This window comes from Streptococcus sp. F0441 (genome assembly GCF_000314775.2).
In the GTDB taxonomy this organism is placed as follows: Bacteria; Bacillota; Bacilli; order Lactobacillales; family Streptococcaceae; genus Streptococcus.
The window spans coordinates 1393583-1415187 of record NZ_KB373321.1; the positions used below are offsets into that span (position 1 = coordinate 1393583).

A 21605-nucleotide genomic window follows, 5' to 3' on the forward strand; every position below is an offset into this window, starting at 1 on the left:
GTAATGGTGAAGCCAGTTGTGGCATCTCCTGTTACTTTAGACTCATATTCTGCGACTGAAACTTCTTCGATTGTATAGGCGATTGGAGTACCACCTTTATCTGCGTCCAGATCGGTGAAAATAGCTTGCCAGTTGTTCGCAGCATTCAATTCACGTGTTTGACCAGTTTCAACACCATCTGCTAGAAGTTTAACAGTAATAGACTCTGGACGTTTACCATCTTGGTTGTCACTATCATTCCAAACTTTCTTCACTGGAACCTGTGTTTTAGCTGGTGTGTAAACATTGGTGAAGGTTGTGCTATTAGCTGTACCATCACTGCTGTATTCAACCGTTGCATGCAATTTACCTTGACCATCATCGGTTACAGTTACTTTAGCTGTGATGGTCTTAGCATCGTAGGTGATACCATTCTCCGTTGTGCCAGCTTTTACTTCCTTAATAGTGTAAGTGTAAGTACCTGCTTCATCAAATGTCAACTCTGAGAACTTAACTTTTCCGTCAGCACCATTCTTCGCTTTTTCAACGTTACCAACTTGGTCTGTCAATGTAAATTCGAACATGTCAGCTTCAAGATTGCGATTGGTTAGTTTCTTATCTACTTCAAGAACTTCTTTGGCATTTTTAGCCTTATAGGTGTTTTCGAAGGTGCTGTCGTTATTGTCATAAGAAACAGTTGCTTCAAGAGCTCCCTTACCGTTGTCAACAACTTTAATCGTTACTTCGATAGTCTTGTTAGAATAAGTGATTCCTTTATCAGTTGTCCCAGCATTCTTTTCAACGATGGTGTAATGATAAGTGTCAGCTTTATTGAATTCTAAATCTTCAAACTTAATGTTTCCAGCTGCATCATTTGTTGTTGTTTGAATTGGAGCTGTACCATTTTTCTCAAACAAGGCAAACTCGAATTCCCCACCTTGAAGCTGAATTGGCTTATCAGTGTTCTTATTGATGAATGATTTGGTTGCCGAAACAGGAGCTTTCACATTAGCAGGCTTATAAGTATTGACGAATGTTTGAATTCCGGCATCTGTAATGGTGTTGATGGCACCAGAGATTGGTGGTACAAGATTAGAACCAGGTGCTGAAGTTGAAAATTCAGCTGCTGGAAGTGCTACTTGAGAAATTTCTAATTTCTCAACCCAGGCAACCAGTTGGCCTCTTCCATTATCATAGACGTGTACAATTACAGGAACTGTTCTATTATCATAGGTGATACCATTTTCAGTTTCACCTGCTTTTGCTTCCACAATGGTGTACTGATAATGTCCTTCTTTTGTAAATTTAATAGGCTTGAAGACTACGCGACCAGTTCCATCAGCATTAGTACCTTTATTCTTGATTCTTTGAACTTCTTTTCCATCATTATCTTTCAAGATAAATTCAAATTCTTCGTCTTGAAGCTCTGTTGGACGACCTTCCAATTTTTTCTTAGCTTCAATTACAGCCTCAGCTGGTGAAGCACTATAGGTATTGGTGATAGTAAGAGGGGCCGTTTGGCTAGGAGTATAACCGTCTATCGGATCTGCAATGAGATTGCCTTCTTCATCGACTTCCATCACACTATAAGTGTACTTCACACCGTTCTCATCAGTCGCAGGAAGGTCTGTCCATTCTACAGTTCCATCTGTTTTTGGAACTTCTTTTTGGGCAACACCAGCCACTTCTTCAATCGCTCCACCTTGTGGTGTACGATAGAGTTTGAAGTAGACAGTTGGACGAACATGTTCCTGACCGCCAACCCAGACTTTCTTAGCCGTCACGTTTGTCTTTGGAACTTCGTAAGTGTTGGTGACTTTGTTGTTTCCGTTATAAGATACAACATAGCTGTTGTCACCTACTTTGACTTTCTCTCCTTCTTTCAGAGGAAGACCCGTCTGATCTTCAAGTTCTCGAACAGAATAAACTAGCTTGCTTCCATCAACATCACGTTCAGGAAGTTGATTTTTCCATTTATAAGTGTAAACACCATTAGACTCTGTCACTTCAGGGGTGTAGTTCCCAGTAACAGGTTTTGCATCTGCAACAGTTTGTCCTTCTTTGTGCACATACAAACCGAGTTTGACTTTTTTGTAGTCAGTTGCTTTTCCGTTTACCCAAGTCTTGGTTGCTTCAAAGTCAACTGTCACACGTTTGTTAGAGATATTGAGGGGAACACCCTTTCCATCTTTCATCTCCACTTCGAACTCTTGACTATTTACCTGATAGCCTGATTTAGGAGTTTTTTCTTTAACGATATACTTACCATTATTGAGAGCCTTTGAGACAGCTATCCCATCCGCATCTGTTGTAACGGTATCAACCAAATTATTAGTGGTTTTCTCACGGATTTCAAAGACAACGCCTGCCAACTTAACAGTTGCATCCGCTTCATCGTATTTTGTGATTTTGATCTTACCAGCAATATCAGCTGTGACTGATGCACCAACAGATTTGACCGTCTTTAAATTAAAGGTTGCTTCTGTTCTGGTTCCAATACTACCACCGTATTTTTCCCAAATAAGTTGTGGTTGGTTATCAATCAAGTACTGCGCTGAGTTACTTATCGTTGAAGTATCTGCTGGTGAGGACGTATCATACGTTAAGAAAAAGCTCTTTGTTCCCATATTGGTCGGCATGAGCAACTCAAATCCTCGTTTCCCGTTGACAAAGGTCAACAAAGCTTTTTTATCTGAGTTAGCCTTGTATACCTCCGGATCGGTTGTGATTTCGTATTCATCACCTAAACGTTTAAGAGCAGATGAATTTGTATTCGTCGTTTCGAATTCCGCTTCATGCATATAGAAAGTACCTTCCACATAGTTAGCAAAGGCTCCCTTTGAAACGTCATCTGTAATCTTCACCACATGTCCAGTCATATCTTTCTTAGCGCGATTAATCTTCATCTGAAAATGTGCTATCGCCTTATTGTTATCGTTATAACCGTACTTTGTAATGGTTTCTCCTATCACGTCAGTCTGTTCATATTTATTTACTTTATACGTGATGGTCTGTTTTTTACCATCTGGTAAAACATAAGTAACCGTTTTCCCCTCTTTTTTGAGCGTTTCAGTTGCTTCTGCAACAAAGTCCCCACGAATATTTTGCTTGTCTTCCACCTTTTCGTTGAAAGTAAATACCAGCTGATGGTTAGCATTATCCACCTGGACAGTCCCCATTTTGGTATTTGATGTCGAATCAATCAAATCCAGACTACCATCCGTCAAACTCAAGTTATTTGGAGCTTTTACGATAAAGTAATCACCATTCTTGATTTCATTAACTGCCACATTGGGAAATGAGAATTTACCCGAATATTTCAATTTCATCGAAGTATCATTTGAACCATGAATTCCTTCAGTCTCGCTTCCTGTAGATGCTATAGTAATCTTCAAGTCATCTATTTTGACTTTACTCGTGATATCAGTTGCCGCATGTGCTTCACCCGCCGGGAAGAACATCAGCAATAGCAAAAGAGGGAATACTAGAAAACCTAGATATTTTTTTATCTTATCCATTATGACCAACCTTTCTATTTGTATATCGATAAAAAATTAAGTATTCAATTCTACGTACGCAACACCTCCACAATATAGTGACGTATCCATAATAACACCATGCTCTATTCTTGATAAAATTATATTCACCTACAGCACATGATATAATAGAACTTACCAAGTTTATTATAATTGATTTATTTCATTACTAAAGAATTTATTTACGAAATGTCAACTTTAAAGGATTCATTCCTTTGATATTTCTACTATCCTTCAATAAATAATGTCCCTTTATTCCTAAAACTAAATATAACCAATTTATTAATCTATATACTGTTATAAGATTTAATATAGTAGAAATATATTATAATAAAAGTTTAGAACATAACAAAAAGTGAACTAAACAGAATTCTGATTGTCCCAGAATAGTTTGGTTCACTTTTTATTTAATCTATTAGATTTTCAAAATTCATAATGAAGAGTTTTTAAAATATAAATCTATTTTGTCCCCATCTCTTCATATCATAGAAATTCTAATCCTCTTTTTTGCCTTTAGTGGCTACTAGGCCTGCGCTCAAACCAAGAAGAGCTAGGCCTGCTGCTAGGGCTGCTTGACTTTCTGCACTTCCTGTATTTGGTAACTGCTCTTTTTGAACCTGACCAGCTGTACTTGAAGCGATTTCTTTTGTATCTGCTTTTTCTGATACTTGTGGTTTTGTAGACTCTTGCGGTACTGGTTTAGTCGTTTCACCAGCCGTACCTACTTCTACGATGCGATCCTGAGCTATAACTTTATCATAGCTTTCTTTTTCAGTTCGCTTGCCATTTTCAACTTCAATCAAGTGAACACGGATACCTTTTTGTCCTTCTTGGAGAACACGGGTTTGACCTGCTGGAAGCTTATCGTTCTTTTGTTCCTGAACCTTGAAGTCAATTGTTTCTTCTTCGATTACAAGTTCTGGTCTGTTAAGGACAAGGTTCTTCACTTCATCTTCTGGAAGGGCGGTTCCTTGCTTCGTTCCTACTTCTACGATGCGATCCTGAGCTATAACTTTATCATAGCTTTCTTTTTCAGTCCGCTTACCATTTTCAACCTCGATCAAGTGAATGCGAATACCCTTTTGACCTTCTTGGAGGATACGAGTTTCACCTAGATACAACTTATCAGACTTACGTTCCTGAACCTTGAAGTCAATTGTTTCTTCTTCGATTACAAGTTCTGGTCTGTTAAGGACAAGGTTCTTCACTTCATCTTCTGGAAGGGAGGTTCCTAGTTTCGTTCCAACCAAGACGATGCGGTCTGTCGGAGCTTCTACCACTTCACGGAGTTTTTCTTCCTTACTTCCATCAGGATTAATCGCTGTAAAGATACGTTCCTTACCAACTTTTCCTTCTTGTTCTACGCGAGTTTCACCTAGATACAGCGTTGAATCCTTTTTCTCAACTGTCTTGTAGGCCAAATCTTTTTCAACAAATTCGAGTTTTGGAAGTTCCTCTTGTACAGCAGCAACAGTCTTCTCAGAAACTGGTTTTTCCTTAGTCAAGTGGATATGGTATTCCTTGACTTGTTTTCCACTTTCTGAAACAAGGCGAACAAGTACTGGAAGGCTATCGTCTCCGCTATCTACAACTGTTGAAGCTACTTGATTGCTTTCTTCGACTGAAACTTTTGGACGTTGACCTTTATAGGTGATTTGGTAGTCTTGACGATCTTCAGCGAAGTCATGAAGTTCTTTTCCATCTACAAGAATCTTCGATTGAGTGCTTTCTTGAGGCAATTCGCTTGGCGCAAGGAAGGTCATCTCAATCATCGCAACACCGCTCTTATCTGCTTTGCGCTCCATACGCCATCTCATGGCTTTGGCTTTCACAGCTTTAAAGGTAACGTTAATTTCATCACCGGCTTCAATGTCTTTGTCCGCACGATAAGGAACAGCTTCCCAATTTTCTGGATTATTGAATGGATGGTTTACGTCGTAGGCTTGGTAGTTTGAATAGTAGGTTGGCACTTCAAAATCTGGGCCAATATAGCGTTCCAAAACGAGTTTAGATGGTGCATCCGTACCACTATCTGCAAAGAAATGAAGTTTAGCTTGCGCAACAGTCCGTTCTACAATCTTACCATTTTCACGGAAAATCACACCTGCTGATACTTCTGGGTTAGAAGATGGTGTTGGAGACCAGTTTGTCCAACGACGATTTTCATTGTGGTCTCCATCATTGATATAGTCTACACGGTCATGTGAACTTGGATCAATGTCATTAGTTGCGGAAGCAAAGGCCTGGTTACTATTTTCATCATACTCTGGGTTATTTGAGAGAGCTTCGCCTAGTTTGTCTGTCACTCGTACAGAGAATTCCGCAACAAGATCACTACCAAGGACATGGCCTCGAACGGTAAATTGACCTGCTTTTGTCAGCTTTTCTGCTGGAACTTCTTCCCATTCAACTGCTAAGTCTTTTGTTTCATAACCATCTTTACCTGTGAAGTAAACCGGAACCTTAGTTGGCAATTCAAGCGGTTGTCCTACTTGTACCAAGCGAGCTTGTTTGACAGCTGCAACTGGTTTACGAGAGAGCAAATCTTTATTGCTTGTGAAGTGCAGACGGTATTCTCCTAAGATATCACCATTTTCAGCCTTAGCGATAACACGAACTGGCTCACCTTCGCGAACGCTCGGAACAACGGTAGCAAGACCATTGTTGCTAACACTTGCTGTTACTGCAGGAACTTTTCCATCTACTGACTCAAGATAGTAGTCAGTCAAATCAGGGTTAAAGTTTGCTAAGTCTTTACCGTCAACTTGGATTCTTGTTTGTCCTTGTTTAGCTGCCGCAACTTGTTTCGCAAAAATTTGTACTTCTGTGATAGACGTTCCTTTCTTGCTATCAAGTCGAACCATACGAATGCGAACCGCATAGGTCTCAACTTTATCAAAGCTGAAATGATTCATTTCTCCAGCTTTGAGTTGAGCTGGTGCTTTTAGATTGGTAACAGGTTTCCAGTTAGCTGGATCGTTAAAGACATGGTTTTCTTCACCTACAAAGCTAGGGTTTTTAGGTGCTGTTGGAACAGTCTTACCAACATAATACTCAATCACATAAGACTTCGGTACACCAACTCCGTGGTCTTCGTGGAATCCGACACTTAGATTATCAACTGAACGTTTGCTCAAGATACCTGAATCTCCGAATAGGACACCAACTGAAGCTTCTGGGTTACTACGATTCCAGTTTGTCCAACGATTGGCTGGTCGATCATTAAAGGAGATCAATTTATCGTTGACATTTGAAACAGGGTCGCTTGGATTTGAGTCTGAAGCAAAGGCAAGTGGCAATTCTGAACCTGTCCATTGGTCAGAAATATTTGCTCCTTGCTCAGTTTGAGCAGACACACGAACATGAAGTTTGGTAGTTAATTGCGTACCTTCTAGGCGACCAGTGACTGTAAAGACACCTTCCTTAGCGTATTGGTCTGATTGAATCGCATCCCATGCAACCTTGGCAGATGAAACGTGCCCATTTGAATCGTAGGTACGAACACTTTCTGGTAATTGTGGCGCTTCTGCGATTGGTGTTGTCACACTGACTTCTTCAACCGAAACGATACCTTCTACAGAGACTTTAGCACGCGCTTCAAGGTCAATCCCTTCAACTTTACCTAGAACTTCAAAAGTTTGATAGTGGTCTAGTTTTTCTTTTGGAATAGCTTGCCAAGTGACTTTGTGAGTTTTAGGGAAACCTTTGTCATACTCAACAGTTACTGTTGATGGAAGAGTAGGTTCTTGATGCAAGTCTGTCACTACATTTACTGGACGGATAGATTGCGCAACCTTCGTCTCAGTATTGGCTTGGATAGTGAGTTCAACTTGGCCTTTAGCCCCCTCATATTCCGCTTTCAGAGTGACTGCTCCTGGCTTATGTAACTCAAGCATTCCTTTACGAACTGCGACTTCCCCTTCACCACTTGTAGAGAAGGTTACTTTATCAGCTGGTAAAACTGCTTGCGTTCCATCTTGATAGTGAGCGAGTATAGACAATTTCACTGTTTGATCTTCTTTAAGACCGTCAGCTTGCTCTACTTGCAAACTCAAGTGGTCAATTTTCGGTGCTTCTTCAAGGAATTGAATTGCATAGGTTTGAAGAGGGCCACCATCTTTTGGTTGAACATAGATACTTGCACGCATGCCGTTTGCTGCACTTGCTTGGACTACAGTAACATCCGCATTTTCAGCACTTGCTACAACTTCTGGCAACTTAGCTCCATAAGCAAGAGTTCGATATTGCATTGGTTTTTGGCTAGTAAGACCAGTGACAGCTTCACCACCAACCGTTACAGTTGGTAATGCAGGTGCCGCAGCCTCACCTTCTTCTACTACAAGGGTAGCATGAATAGTCTCACCACCCAGTTGGCCAGTCATTTGAATACGTGATCCTGCAACTGACAGTTTAGCTTTATCTGTTTCCGCAATCTCCCACTTATCAACTTCGTATTCTTGTACGCTTCCATCCGTAACAGCAATAGAAACGTATTTGTCAACAGCACTCAAGTCTGTTCCTGGAGCAACACGCTTAACAGTTGGAAGCTCATTTGCAATTGCTAGAATTTCGACACGGGCCTCAACTTCGCGTCCGTCTGCCATACCTTTAACAGTCACAACTCCTGCTTGGCTCACATCAACTGAAGACCAAGTTACTGGACGTTTTTCACGACTGCCATCACTGTAGATAAAACCGACTGTCTTCGGCATTTTTGGCTCTTTCTCAATAACAGTACGTACTTTTGGTACTTCTGTCCCGAGAACGGTCTTTTCTTGGTCTTCTTTCTTACCAGTAAAGATGGTGACTTGGTCCGATTTCAAGAGATCTGAATGGGCTGTTAGTGTGAATTTACCTGCTTGTTCAGTTGATTTGACAATGGCAACACCTTTACCGTTAAAGGATCTGCGGACCCAAGAACCGTCTGGTTGCGCCTTGTAGCGTTCACGGCTGGCTTGTTCCCCATTATCGACACCGACCAGTTGACCTTGTCCATGTAATTGGAAACGAACCAGATTATTTGCAGTTGGTACAACATTTCCTTCACTGTCTACGATTTCGTAGTAGATGTAAGTCAAGTCTTTTCCATCTGCTGCGATTGCGTGTTCTTCCTTGACGAGGCGAACTCCTGCTGGTTGGCCTGCAGTAGTGATCTTATCACGTGCAATTTCTTTTCCAGCTTCATCTCGTGCTACAGCTTCCAGAGTACCTGGTTGGTACGCAACCTTCCACTCAAGATAGAGTTCCTTGGCATTGGCACCTTCTTGGTAAGTGCGTCCATCGCTGGTTTGTTTTTTGTTGAAGGTCTTAACTCCGAGAGATTGACCGTTCAAGAACAATTCAACGCTTGCAGCGTTAGAGTAAGCACGAACTGGAATCTTACCTTCTGAATCAGCAACATTTGCTTTTAGAGTAGGATCTTCCCAGTTCCAGTGAGGAAGGAGGTGAACCATTGGTTTCTTCTTAACAGAAACCCATTGACTTTGGTAGAGATAAAAGTCATGTTTTGGAATGCCGGCTGTATCTACGATACCAAAATAAGAGCTCTTAACGGGAGTTTGGTTTTGGTTGTGCCATGGTGTAGGTTCACCGATATAGTCCGTACCTGTCCAGATAAACTGTCCAGCATAGCCAGCGTTGTCACGGTCAAAAGTCCATGAAGCGGTTGCCGTTTTACCCCAGTTAACTCGGTCATTACCATAGTCAGACTGTTCGTAATGACGTTCAGGTCCGTTACTATGTTTCAATTCCTGTTCAGGGCGATAATAGCTACCGCGTGTACGGGTTGCTGAAGATGTTTCTGAACCGTAAATCAACCAGTTTGGATGTTTCGCTCGAAGTTTCTTGTAGTTATCTTCTGAGTAGTTAAAACCAACTGCATCCAGTTCTTCGGCAATCTTCTCATGTCCACCACTGCCATCACCAAAGCGGAACTTATCTGCTCCCATGGTAACGTAACGAGTTTTATCAACATCCTTGATAACTTTGACTAGACGTTTTACAGTTGCTAGAGAATGAGGTTTACCATCGGCTTCACCGATTTCGTTTCCGATAGACCACATGAAGACAGCTGGGTTATTTTTATCTCTTTCGACCATGGTACGAAGATCGTAGTCAGACCATTTTTCACCTTTTCTAGCTTCTGGGTGAGTGGCATCTTTTTCAAAGAAACGTCCGTAATCATAAGGTTTCTTGCCACCATACCAAGTATCAAAGGCCTCTTCCTGAACCAGCAAACCAAGTTCTGCTGCGATTTGCAAGGTCTGTGGACTTGCAGGGTTATGAGTTGTACGGATGGCGTTAACGCCCATCTCCTTCATTTGTTTGAGTCGACGGTATTCTGCTTTATAATTTTCTTCTGCTCCAAGTGCTCCGTGGTCATGGTGCAAGGAAACACCATGGAATTTAATGCGCTCACCATTCAAAGAGAAACCTTCATTTGGAGTCCAGTGATAGTAACGGTAACCAAACAAATCTTTCTTAGCATCAACTAATTGACCGTCACGGTAAACACGCGTAATCAATTCGTACAAGGCAGGTTTATCGTTTAAAACTGTCCAGAGTTTTGGTCTTTCAACTTCTAAAATCGCATCTAGGCTTGTTGATTCATGTGCTTTTAAGGTACGGCTCGCTGTACGAACCAAGCCTGTTACAGCCTGACCACCACGTTCAACGATTTGATACTCTGCTACAAGTTCATGGTCTTTATCGTCTGTATTGACGATTTTGCTGGTCACATGCGTTTCAACCTTGCCATGTTGCTGTTGTTCTAGTTTTGGTGTTAAGATGGTTGTTCCATTCTTCTCAACATGAACCTTATCTGTCACTTGCAAGGTCACATCACGGTAGATACCGCTACCTGAGTACCAACGGCTACTTGGTTGTTTGTTGACAGCATGGACAGCAATCACATTCTCACGACCATCTTTGTGGAGGTATTTGGTGATATCGTATGAGAACTGGTTATAACCATTTGGATAATGCCCCACTAACTGGCCATTGACATAGACTTGAGAGTCCATGTAGACACCATCAAAGGTCACACGAATATTTTTCTTGAGATCTTTTTCATCAAGTTTAAAGGTCTTGCGATACCAAGCTTCACCACCATTGAGCTGTCCACCTTCGTTTTGGGCAGGTGATTGATGGTCAAAATCGTTAAAGATACTCCAGTCGTGTGGGAGATCCAATTTTTGCCATGTTGATACATCGGCATTTGATTTCACAGCTTCTTTAGGATTCGCATTGAGTTTAAAGTGCCAATTTTGATTAAAATTCACTTTTCTATCTTCAATCATTTGATTCACTTCTTCATTTGTCGCAGCTTTCAACTCTTCCTTGACAGGCTTTTCCTGACTTGAAGCTTGAGATTCTACCTTTGGAGCAGCTTCTTCAGGTTTTAGAGATGCTTTCTCCTCTTTTGGAGCTACAGGTTCCTCTTCTTTCACCTCTGGTTTGCTTGCTTCAATTGGAGCAGCTTGACTTTGGTCGACACTTGCAGTATCCTTGTGCTCTGCTACGGCTTGATCTTCTTTTACCTCCACTGCCGGACTTTCCTCTTTTGCTTGTTCCACGGTGTGAGTAATTGGAGTTTCATCCGCGAAAACTGGTGATTCTCCAATGACACTTCCTCCAAATAGAACCGCACAGGTTCCAATCATGACAGAGCAAGCTCCTACGGCAAACTTACGAATGCTGTAGACTCTTTTACGATTCCAATGGCCTTTTTCCATAAAATCCTCCTTTAGTAACCGCTTCCATTTTCTTGTAAACGTATTACTTTTTCATAGCCTTTTACCCTTATTCTATAAAATAATATAGGAAATTTCAATACCCTAAACACAAAAAATCATATTTTTGATTGTTTTTTCTAAAATTTGTAGAAAAGTTTAAAAATCTGAATGTAGATTTAGTGAATGGTTTTACTAAAAAAGGCGGTGTGACAGAAATCGATAGACAAAGTCTCGATTTCGTAGTCCCAGCCTCGCGAGGATGATTAGGAGCTTTTTGGAGTCTAAAAGACGAACAAAAAGTTCAATCAGCTACCGCGTCAAAGTTTGATTGCTAAAAAAAGTGAGGTCGGGATCTTTTGTCCCAACCTCTTTTACGGACTATCAAACTGATATTTCCTTATAGATTATTGACTAGATTTTCCCTTTTCCAAAAGATTGACCATCTCATTTTTACGCTCTTCTAGCTCGGCAATTTGCTGGAGTAAAAGTCCTGAAAAATCACAATTAAGCTCTTCAGTTTCGCCACTATTATACCAATCCAAAGCTACTATGTGATTGTCCTTATCAAAGCAGAAAATTACATCTCCATCACCGATGATAGACAGAAATGGGATATAATCCACAAAGCCCAGAGCATGTAATTCCTTGGTTTTAAGACGAATGTCTAAGAAGTCTGGGATGCCATTTGCAATTCCCAAGACCTTAATACCTCGACAGAAGGTCCAAAATGGTGCTACATCGTAAGCCTTGGCTCTTGGCCATAGCTCTTCTCTGACTTCCATAAAGAGACCGCCCAGAGATGACATGGTGAATTCTCTGAAATCTTCTGGCAGACGAATGCCGTATTGATTTTCAAAATCCTGAACATCTTCTTCCGATGGTTCATTGCCCATGCAGGCGACAACCTGATAAGTTTCCTTATCATAGTGACGAAAATAATCATAAACTTCATTGAGTGTCATATTTTTAAAACCTTTCTACTCAGAAATAGTAACTACAAATCCATCTGGCAAGATGACTTGCTGACCATCTTCAAACTGGCAATGACTCGCTAAATCAACTGAATCTCTGTCTAAGATAACATTCTCCTTAGACTGATTAAAGATAGCCTGAACTTCTTTTCCTTCGTAGGTCCATTTCAAGGAAAGAACATCTGGTTTCACTTCTTGCAAGCTATAGGAACCATGCTGAATAATGCTTGCAACTTCTTTACGGACTTTGATTAATTTCTTCATGAAATTTAGCATATCATTGTCCTCAGACACACGGTCCCAAGGCATGACGCGACGGCAATCAGGGTCTGGTCCACCAATTAGTGCTAGCTCTGTTCCGTAATAGATACAAGGAGTCCCTTTTTGAAGGTAGAGGAAGGTTAAAGCAGCCTTGACATGTTGGAGATTTCCTTTGGCAGTTGTAAGAATACGCTCTGTATCGTGAGAATCCAGGAGATTTAACATAACCTCTGAGATTTGTTGCTTGTAGTACATTGACTGGCTATTGATTTCTGAAATGAACTGCTCTGTCTTTTTATGCTGACGCAAGAAATAATCCTTGATACTTTCAGAGAGCGGGTAGTTCATGACTGCATGGAACTCATCTCCTTTTAGCCAAGGCTGAGACGTATGCCAGATTTCACCTAAAATATACAAATCAGGCTTTTTAGCGAGAACTACCTTTCTAAAATCTTTCCAGAACTGATGGTCAATTTCATTGGCAACGTCCAAGCGCCAAGCATCGATATCAAAATTCTCAATCCAGTAAGTTGCAACACTGAGAAGATAGTCTTTGACTTCAGGATTTGCTGTATTTAACTTAGGCATATAGCTAGCAAAGGCAAAGGTATGATAAGGGAGTTCTCTTGGATTCTGAAGTTTATCCTCTGTAATTGGAAACTCTTGAATATGGAACCAATCTTTATAAGGGGAATTTTCTCCATTTTTTAGAACATCCTGCCATTGGGCAGACTGGTAGCCGATATGATTGAAAACAGCATCTAGCATAATCTTAATGCCCCGTTTATGAGCTTCCTCGACTAAATTAGCAAAGACTTCTTTGTCTCCAAAGTGACGGTCAATTTCAAAATAATCCGTCGTATCGTACTTGTGATTGGTCGTTGCTTCAAAAATCGGACATAGATAAAGTCCAGTGATTCCCAAATCTTTTAGATAGTCTAGATGGTTGATAATCCCTTGTAAATCTCCACCAAAAAAGTCATCCCTATTAGGTGCAATGGCAGCATCCCACTCTCGAGCTCCATCTGGAGTCAAATTAGGATTTCCATTAGCAAATCGTTCTGGGAAAATCTGGTACCAAACGGTATTTGAAACCCAGCTAGGAACCTGACATCCGTCGATTTCATGAATATAGGGAAGCTTAAAGCCATTTCCTTCCGCATCCAAGTTTTCTTGAGTATGTTCCACACAACCCTTATCACCGTAGAAAATACCCTGACCTTCCTCATCAAGGAGTTCAAAGAGATACTGAATCCGTGCAAAATCAACCGATACTGTAACCTGCCAATAATCAAATAAAGCATCCGAGGTTGCTTTAGTCATTTCTTTCTTGGCTTCATACTTATCCTCGATGAAGATAAAGGGATCTCCATAATGTAAAATGACCTGCTGGACATCATTTTTCTTGGTTCTGATTCGGATATGTAGCTGACCTTCTTTGTAAAGATAAGCATACTCTGATTCTTGTCTATGATAAATGGCTGTTAATTCCATATTTTGTCTCCTAAATAATCATCATCAACAAAAACGAAAACGTTTTCATAATTGCTATTTCTAGTATACTATTTTAAAATTCGATTTGCAATACTTGGTCAAATTTGACAAGAAAACAGCTCAAAATAAATACTGTAGACTAATCAAGAAATATCAGCACCTATCTATAAAAAGCTCCCAAACTCAGCCTCACGGCCTAGTCAATCCGACAAAGGGCAAGTTCTTTTAATCCTCTGTCGTACAGGAAGGTTAAACAAAAGTTGTCTGTTATATTTTGAAGCTTGTGTTTACTCATTCCTCTAGGCAAGGCTATATCGCACAATTCTCTCGTTGCCAGAGAAAATAGCTTTTGCTTGCCCTTCCAATCATCATTCTTAAATAGGGGGCTCAGGATAATATAAGGCGAATCCGTAAAAATTCCATTGACACCAGCTTTTTTACCTAAAGCCTTTAAATGTTCAGATTCTAATAACTTTTCGATAATACAACCATCACTAGAGATTTTAACAAGAGCATAATAGTCCATGCCCCATTTATTGACAGAGGTTTGACTTTCTCCAGAGCTAAAGGCATAGAGCTCTTGCTTCCAAGATTTCATACTATCGATTTTAGGACAAAAACTTGAGTTCGTGTCGTGGTGATTTAACTCTTTTTTATCAATATGCGAATAAGTGGTCCACTTCGCCTGCTTTTTCTCTCGATCAAATTCTAAAAGGGCAAAGTTTCTTGCCTGATTTGTATAAACTTGATCTTCAAAACACACGGGTATCTGGTTGCTATCTGATACGATTTGAAAATATCTCTCTTGTGCCTTTTTAGGAAGTATACTTTGCGGATCCTTTATGGCAATGATTTCTGGATGAGAAAAATCACCAGTATAATAAACTATTTCCTTGCCAGCCTTGATGATGCCAATATTTTGTCCATCTGTAAAGAGTAGAGGCTCTTCCTCCCAAACATGGTCACAATACCAAGCATCTATCTCCTTCACACCCAAAGGTGATACTTCAAGTAGACAGTAGCAATTAAAAGCTTCCTTCTCACTGGTCAAGACAAAGGCTCTACCATCATGTAACATGACAGAATTGAGAACACTATTGTAGTCCTTGTCTAGTTCCCATTTGTTCAATAGGCTTAACTTTAACTTCACCATTTTCTTCCCCTTAAACGATCACCATTCATTAATGGCATATAGAATAGCTAATCGAATATTTCTTAGCAACTGATCCGAAAGTTCATCGTATACTTGACCCAGTCCCTTATCTTGTGCCAGCCATCCAGGTTCATCATTCCAGGAGCCCATTCCTCCAAAAACATCCGCTGCACTTGCAGCTCTAAATATGCTTAGATGTTGCAGTGGAATTTGAGGTTCTGCCAGTCCTTTACCAGATTCTGGGTCTAGCAAAAAGTTTCTAGCAGATTGAAAGACTTTGGCAAAGTTGTCACATTCAATTTTAATTGCTAGATTTTCTATACGAGTCAATATGTCCTTAAATTCTTCGATATTATTTTCATAGTGGGGAATGTCTTGAGAAGACCTTTCCCATTCATACTCGGTGTAGGTAACATCCCAGCCTCTGCCTGGGGAAGCAGATTTCCAATTTGGTAGGAAATAACTTGCCTTCCCATCTTTATAAAAACAGAGAATTGAACTCTGTGTTGTATTGGAGAAACCTAAAATACCTCTGTCATTTACTGAGATAGGGCAAAATAATTTTAAGTCCTTCAAACCTTTTTCCTTAAGATTTTCAAACCAATCAGATACAGAAAGTTCTGTAGCTTCCCCATTTTTTGACGGCAAAATTTGAAAGCTCAATTTATTTGTATATTTTTCAGGCTTATAGCATATTTCTTTACCACTTTTTAAAGCCTTCCTAGCTGCTGCCACGATACAGGCTATTTGGTACATTTGTCCATTCATATGATCTCATCCATTATCCCTTCAATCAGATTTGTAAGGCTTTCAGCCGCATAGATCACCTGGTCAGGATCATGGATGTAGCAAATAACCTGACCTTCCTGAGCCTCCTGGTCTGGATCAAAATCCAGCATAAGATAACAAGAGTCACAATACTGAGCAAAAGGAAGCCATTTTTTATTAAAAAGATAGGGCTTAATTCTACTATCATGCATGTTTTCTAGGTCTTGACTAGAAAAATAGTCGGGAAATTCGGTGAGCAGAGCATCTCTATTTTGAAAGTACTTTTTACAAGTCTCAATTTCCTGTAGACTCATGAGAGAAAAAGTAAAATCTCTCTGGTCAATTACACAAGGTAAAATAGAGAGGTATTTACTCCCATTTTTATAGCTATAAAGCTCTTTGAAGTCACTAGGTAGACGAATGCCAAATATTTCCTCAAAGGCTTGAAGCTCTTCCTCAGAAGCACCAGAAATGCCCTGATAATCTTCCAGATATCCTTCCTCTACAGGATCATCCAAATCCCAGTCTTCAAAACACTCACAAATATAAGTTTCTATTTTTTTAACTTGGTCAATTAGTTGCATAAGAGCCCCCCTTTTTGATTTCTCTTAACCTTCAAGAATTTCTTGTAAGTGTCTAGACATATTGCAGATAAATTCTTTAAAGCTACAAATATCACTTATAGTTTCGTGTTCCTCATCGTAAAAAGCTACTTTACTTGTCTTTGGATGCCAAATGAGATAGATATGAGTATAATCTCCGGTTGACCGTGAAATACGGAGAAATTTTTTACGACCTTTTTTTAAGGGAATTGTTTGCATGAGAGGGAAAAACTCTATCCACTTAAAATCACAGTTAGTAAGTTCAAAATATAAGTCTTGACTCATGAGAAAATCGGTAAGTTCCCGAGGCAGTTTAAATGGTTTTAGTTCATCCAATTTATTGCATAAATTATGAAATTCTACTGGCTCTAGTTTTTTAAAGTATTCTGCCATCTCTTGATCCCCCTTTTCGATAGCGATACTATAAGGTCTCATACCATCTTTTTCAGTGAGAGTCACGTCCGCCCCGTGCTCTACAAGGTATTTACACATATCTAGGTCAACATATCTTGCAGCTACACTGAGAGGCGTTGGCTTAAAGGGATAAACCGAGTCGGAGGCATTATAGTTTATATCAACTCCATTTTTAATAAAAAAATCTAGCACCTGATAATTTCTATCTGCAACAGCTCTCCTAAATGCTTTTCCGCCATATTTTTCGACACTATGTCCTAATGCATGGATAATAGCTAGATTATCAAATTTATTGCCAAATAAGGCTTCTTGAAAGGCTTCCGACTTTACAGCATTTACACTATTAATCTTTGCTCCATGTTCCATAAGATACTTGATGAACGTACCATCACAATACCTGACAGCCAACAAAAATGAAGGGTTATTTTTTACATTTAAATGAGCCCCCTTTTCCACTAGCCATTTTAGGGAGTCAAAATTTCCTGTAATCAAGGATAAATCAATTGGGCTTAGAGAGGTATACTTGCTGATTTCTATTTCTTGGTCAATATCCCAACCACTTGCAAGATATTGGTCTAAGGCCCAGGTGTCTCCCTCTATGATGTCCTTAACAAGTTGTGGAACCGATTTAAATTCTCCAATATTTTTTAATGTAATCATTGTCAAACTCTTATTCTTTTTACCGCTTATAACTTGGTTCTTCTAAGTCAATTGGTTTAGGATTTTGCTTAATCCAAGCAAGAGCAAATTGGCAGAGGCGGTCCAGACTGGCTTCATCATTATTCTCTTTGCTATGGATTTGTGCAATGACTTGCTTGATTTCTTCCAATTCTTGATCTGAAAGAGAGTTTCCTAAAGTCAAGTATTGAGGGAGAGCCTGAAGCATTTTTCTATAGTCCCTGTCCCAGTTGGCCCCACCGTTTCGATCCAGTTCATCTCGAACTCTGCCTGGTATACGGATAACTTCCCCCTGAACAGTTTGGGCTGGACCACTCGAAGGGATTAAGAAGGACCAAAGTTCCTCATATTGCTCTTCCCAGGAGCCTTCTTTTACGAGAATTGGAGAAACTCCATCGTGGGTTATTCGTTTGGCTACTGGTTTGACATCAAAGAGAGCATAAAGTTTTTCTAGACCCTGATCTGCTCCTTCGATGTAGTCCGGATGGATACTTTCTCGATGAAATTCAAAATCCTTGCCGATTTGTTCAACTTTTTCCTTCATCTGAGACGTTTTCTTAGCACCAGCATCCAACAGCATAGAAGCAATTTCAGCTGTTTGGGCAATATAGATTCCCCGGCAGACCATCAAGACTGAAGCAAGTGGAGTTCTTCCCATATCATTCTCTACATTGACATTTGCTCCCTTGTTAATCAAAAATTTGACTGTTTTAGGATGAAAAAACTCAGCTGCCATATGTAGAGGGGTCTCGCCATATCTATTGGGCTTTTCAATGTCTGCCCCCAATTCACACAAGAGTTTTACTGTATCTCTACCCAAGATTGCTTGACGGTATAAAGGAGTCCCTCCATAATAATCAGGAATATTGATATCCAAGCCCTTTTCGACAAGCCAGATAACCAATTCATCCGGGACTCCTCCCATATGCAGAGGTGTACATAAGCTAAATCTTCCATCATGGGCGGTTAATTCACAACGATCATAGACTGCTTTAAGGGCTTCAATATTTCCTTCATCCATTAAATCCTTAAACTCTTTTGGTAATGTAACTCTTTTCTTTGCCATCTTTAGTTCCTTTCTTCTGATTCAGCATCTAGGGCAAGCCAATGAAGATTGTCAATATTTTTTAAAGTCCTGACTTTTCCATCATAATCATTTTTCAACTCAAGACCGTTTTGCTCAATAGATATATGATTGTACCAGTGGTCTAGGCTGGCGTATTCCCCCATATGAATATTGATGAGGATACTCGTTATGGGATTCCAAGTCCCTTTCTTAACTGTTTCTGCTAAGAGGTAGTAAGCATCTAAAAATATGAGATTTCTCCCATAGATCCAAAAGGGCAGATCAAGTTCTAACAAAGGCAACTTGGCAGAAAAAATCTCATCACCGTGTGGTGGTACGGTTTCATAATGAAATTCTATCTCACTGCCATAATAGGTAATCAAGGCTCCCTGACATCCGATATCTTGAGGAATCCCTTCCTCAGCTACAATAAATTCCATGACCTGCTCCTTCTATTTTCAATCATAAACTCCGACCAGACTCTGCCAGAATATCAGGCTGGACGCATTCCCTATTCTAGTCATCAAGTGGATGAAGTTACTTTCACAACCCTTCCAAACTGCAAATTGGGCCGTTCCCATGGCTCTCACAAATACTAGAAAATCTGGTGCCAGCCATATTTTTTCATCATAGGTCAGCTCTGCATCAAGAGCATAGACCGCCCCAGATTGACAATCCAGCAAAATAGTGTAGGGATCTCCATTTGCAATGATGATCAGACCTCTTTCTTGTAGAGTCGAGTAATCGTGGTATTCCAAATTGCGATTGATCAGCCAAGTAAGACTAGTGTCGTCCCCATATCCAAACTGGTAACTTAAAAAACCGACCTGCCCCCAGTTATAGGCCAGAATATACTTCCTAAAAATCGGATCCAAATCTTGTATTTGCAGTTGTTTTTTCAAACGATCCAGTTCAGACACAGGCACTTCAGTATGGCTCAGGACAATTCCTTCTCTTATCTCAGGGTCAAGCCCTTGTATTGCTTCCTCAATAATGGAAATAATTTGGTCAATTGTCAATAATTCCATTGTCAACCTCCGGCTATACATAGGGCATTATCTAGGGTAAGCTAGCTGGTTTGGGACTTCATTTATCTAATGAACTTTCTTATCTCAATTATACTCCAAAACTGTCAAATAGAGATAAACTACCAGTATTTTCAGGGATTATTTTTGATCAACAACTCCTCCCTATTAAAGCAAAAAGCCATTCCTCAAGGGAACAGCTTTCTCACTTATAATTAAAGATTCCCCCTGCCAACTTATCAGCTAGCTTAGGAAAGAGAGTATAAAACTTATGGGCTAGGTTCAATAAAACTGGGAGATTGAGTTCCCGTTTGTTTTTTCCTATGGTTTTGACAATCTTTCTAGCGACTACATCTGGTTCTAAGAGAAAACGGTCAACCGACTTGAGGTAGGTCCCATCTGGGTCTGCTTGGTCAAAAAATCCTGTGCGGATTGGGCCTGGATTGACCGTCGTTACATAGACACCGTAAGGCATGAGTTCGAGGCGCAGAGCATTTGAAAATCCAATAGCCGCAAACTTGGTTGCTGAGTAAAGACTAGACTTGCTAGTCGCTATCAAACCTGCCATACTGACGATATTGATGATATGGCCTTTTCGGCTTTCTTTCATACGAGAAGCAATCAAACGTGATAGGTTCATCAGGGCAAAGGTATTGACCTTAAACATCTGGTGAATGTCTTGATTAGAAATCTGGTCAAATTCCTCAAAAATCCCGTAGCCAGCGTTGTTAATCAAGACATCAATCTTGCCATAACGGAGATAGAGGTCAGCTACCAGAGCTTCTAGGGCTGAGTCATCGGTAATGTCGATTTCAATCAATTCCACATTAGGATGATTTCCATATAGTTGGGCTAGTTTTTCCTTGTTTCTACCTAGTAAGATGAGTTGGTCATTTGGCAAGAGTTTGACCATTTCTTGGGCTAAGCCACCGCTAGCTCCGGTAATGAGAATCGTACGCATACTTATCCTTTCTCAATCTGTTAGATTTCCACTTCTTCCAAGTCTTTAACCACATGGACATTCTCAAAAACAGTTGCTGCATCTTTCTTGAGCTTGCTGATATCTTTTGAGAGGAAACGGGCACTGATATGATTGAGCAAGAGGCGTTTGGCACCTGCTTCTACTGCTACTTGCGCTGCCTGCATATTGGTTGAGTGACCATGATTGCGGGCAATCTTCTCATCACCCTTGCCATAAGTCGATTCATGGACAAGGACATCGGCGTTGACAGCTAGACGCACACTGGCATTGGTTTTTCGGGTGTCACCCAGAATAGTAATAATCTTACCAGGTCGTGGTGCTGAGATATAGTCTGCCGCCTTGATTTTAGTGCCGTCTTCTAGGACAACATCCTGACCGTTTTTGATTTTTCCAAAAAGCGGGCCGAACGGAACACCAGCTACCTTAAGTTTTTCAGCATCCAAAGTTCCTTCTAAGTCCTTTTGCATGACACGATAGCCAACACAGAAAATAGTGTGGTCCAGCTCCTCTGCATACACCGTGAATTTATCGGTCTCAAGGATTTTCCCTAGAGAATCTTGGTCAAACTCATGAAAATGAATGCGGTAAGGCAGACGAGAACCCGACACACGAAGACTGGTTAAGACAAAAGACTTGATCCCTTGAGGTCCATAAATTTCCAAATCTGTTTGCTCTTCATTAGCCTGAAAAGCACGGCTAGAGAGAAATCCTGGCAATCCAAAGATATGGTCTCCATGCAAGTGAGTGATAAATATTTTGCTGACCTTACGTGGTCGAATCGTGGTTTCCAGAATGCGATTTTGCGTTCCTTCGCCACAGTCAAAGAGCCAAACTTCGTTAATCTCGTCCAAGAGTTTCAAGGCGAGACTTGAAACGTTGCGAGCTTTGGAGGGCTGACCAGCCCCTGTTCCTAAAAATTGAATATCCATTCGATACTTTCTAA

Annotated in this window: 13 protein-coding genes; all 13 read right to left on the reverse strand. The window is 40.4% G+C overall.

Features of this window, described 5'->3' with window-relative positions; genetic code table 11:
* On the reverse strand, positions 1-3497 hold a 3497-nt coding region (locus tag HMPREF9188_RS06740), incomplete at its 3' end, for a Spy0128 family protein (protein WP_009730352.1).
* Between the two features lie 512 nt (positions 3498-4009).
* Entirely contained in the window at positions 4010-11248 is a 7239-nt protein-coding gene (gene bgaA / locus HMPREF9188_RS06745) for an LPXTG-anchored adhesin/beta-galactosidase BgaA (RefSeq protein WP_009730353.1), read from the reverse strand.
* Positions 11249-11652: 404 nt separating this feature from the next.
* Positions 11653-12210, reverse strand: a complete 558-nt coding sequence (locus HMPREF9188_RS06750) for an SMI1/KNR4 family protein (RefSeq protein WP_009730354.1) — start codon at positions 12208-12210, stop codon at positions 11653-11655.
* 15 nt (positions 12211-12225) lie between these two features.
* Positions 12226-13974, reverse strand: a complete 1749-nt coding sequence (locus tag HMPREF9188_RS06755; RefSeq protein ID WP_009730355.1) for a glycoside hydrolase family 13 protein — start codon at positions 13972-13974, stop codon at positions 12226-12228.
* 196 nt (positions 13975-14170) lie between these two features.
* Positions 14171-15127 carry a hypothetical protein gene (locus HMPREF9188_RS06760; protein ID WP_009730356.1) on the reverse strand — a complete coding sequence of 319 codons (957 nt, stop codon included), beginning with the start codon at positions 15125-15127 and terminating at the stop codon, positions 14171-14173.
* An 18-nt stretch (positions 15128-15145) separates the two neighbouring features.
* Positions 15146-15895 carry a hypothetical protein gene (locus HMPREF9188_RS06765; RefSeq protein WP_009730357.1) on the reverse strand — a complete coding sequence of 250 codons (750 nt, stop codon included), beginning with the start codon at positions 15893-15895 and terminating at the stop codon, positions 15146-15148.
* The gene (locus tag HMPREF9188_RS06770; RefSeq protein ID WP_001175979.1) at positions 15892-16479 is read right to left on the reverse strand and encodes an SMI1/KNR4 family protein; all 588 of its coding nucleotides are present in this window, start codon (positions 16477-16479) and stop codon (positions 15892-15894) included. Before HMPREF9188_RS06770 ends, HMPREF9188_RS06765 begins: the two co-directional genes overlap by 4 nt.
* A 24-nt stretch (positions 16480-16503) precedes the next feature.
* Entirely contained in the window at positions 16504-17571 is a 1068-nt protein-coding gene (locus tag HMPREF9188_RS06775; RefSeq protein ID WP_000631363.1) for an ankyrin repeat domain-containing protein, read from the reverse strand.
* 19 nt (positions 17572-17590) lie between these two features.
* Entirely contained in the window at positions 17591-18655 is a 1065-nt protein-coding gene (locus HMPREF9188_RS06780) for an ankyrin repeat domain-containing protein (protein ID WP_009730358.1), read from the reverse strand.
* A 2-nt stretch (positions 18656-18657) separates the two neighbouring features.
* Positions 18658-19095, reverse strand: coding sequence for a hypothetical protein (locus tag HMPREF9188_RS06785; RefSeq protein ID WP_000394423.1), 438 nt, complete (start codon positions 19093-19095; stop codon positions 18658-18660).
* An 18-nt stretch (positions 19096-19113) separates the two neighbouring features.
* The gene (locus HMPREF9188_RS06790) at positions 19114-19683 is read right to left on the reverse strand and encodes a hypothetical protein (RefSeq protein ID WP_000422115.1); all 570 of its coding nucleotides are present in this window, start codon (positions 19681-19683) and stop codon (positions 19114-19116) included.
* Positions 19684-19885: 202 nt separating this feature from the next.
* Positions 19886-20641 carry an SDR family NAD(P)-dependent oxidoreductase gene (locus HMPREF9188_RS06795; protein WP_009730359.1) on the reverse strand — a complete coding sequence of 252 codons (756 nt, stop codon included), beginning with the start codon at positions 20639-20641 and terminating at the stop codon, positions 19886-19888.
* 20 nt (positions 20642-20661) lie between these two features.
* Positions 20662-21591: a ribonuclease Z gene (gene rnz, locus HMPREF9188_RS06800; protein WP_009730360.1), complete on the reverse strand. Its 930-nt coding sequence runs from the start codon at positions 21589-21591 to the stop codon at positions 20662-20664.
* Positions 21592-21605 lie beyond the last annotated feature (14 nt).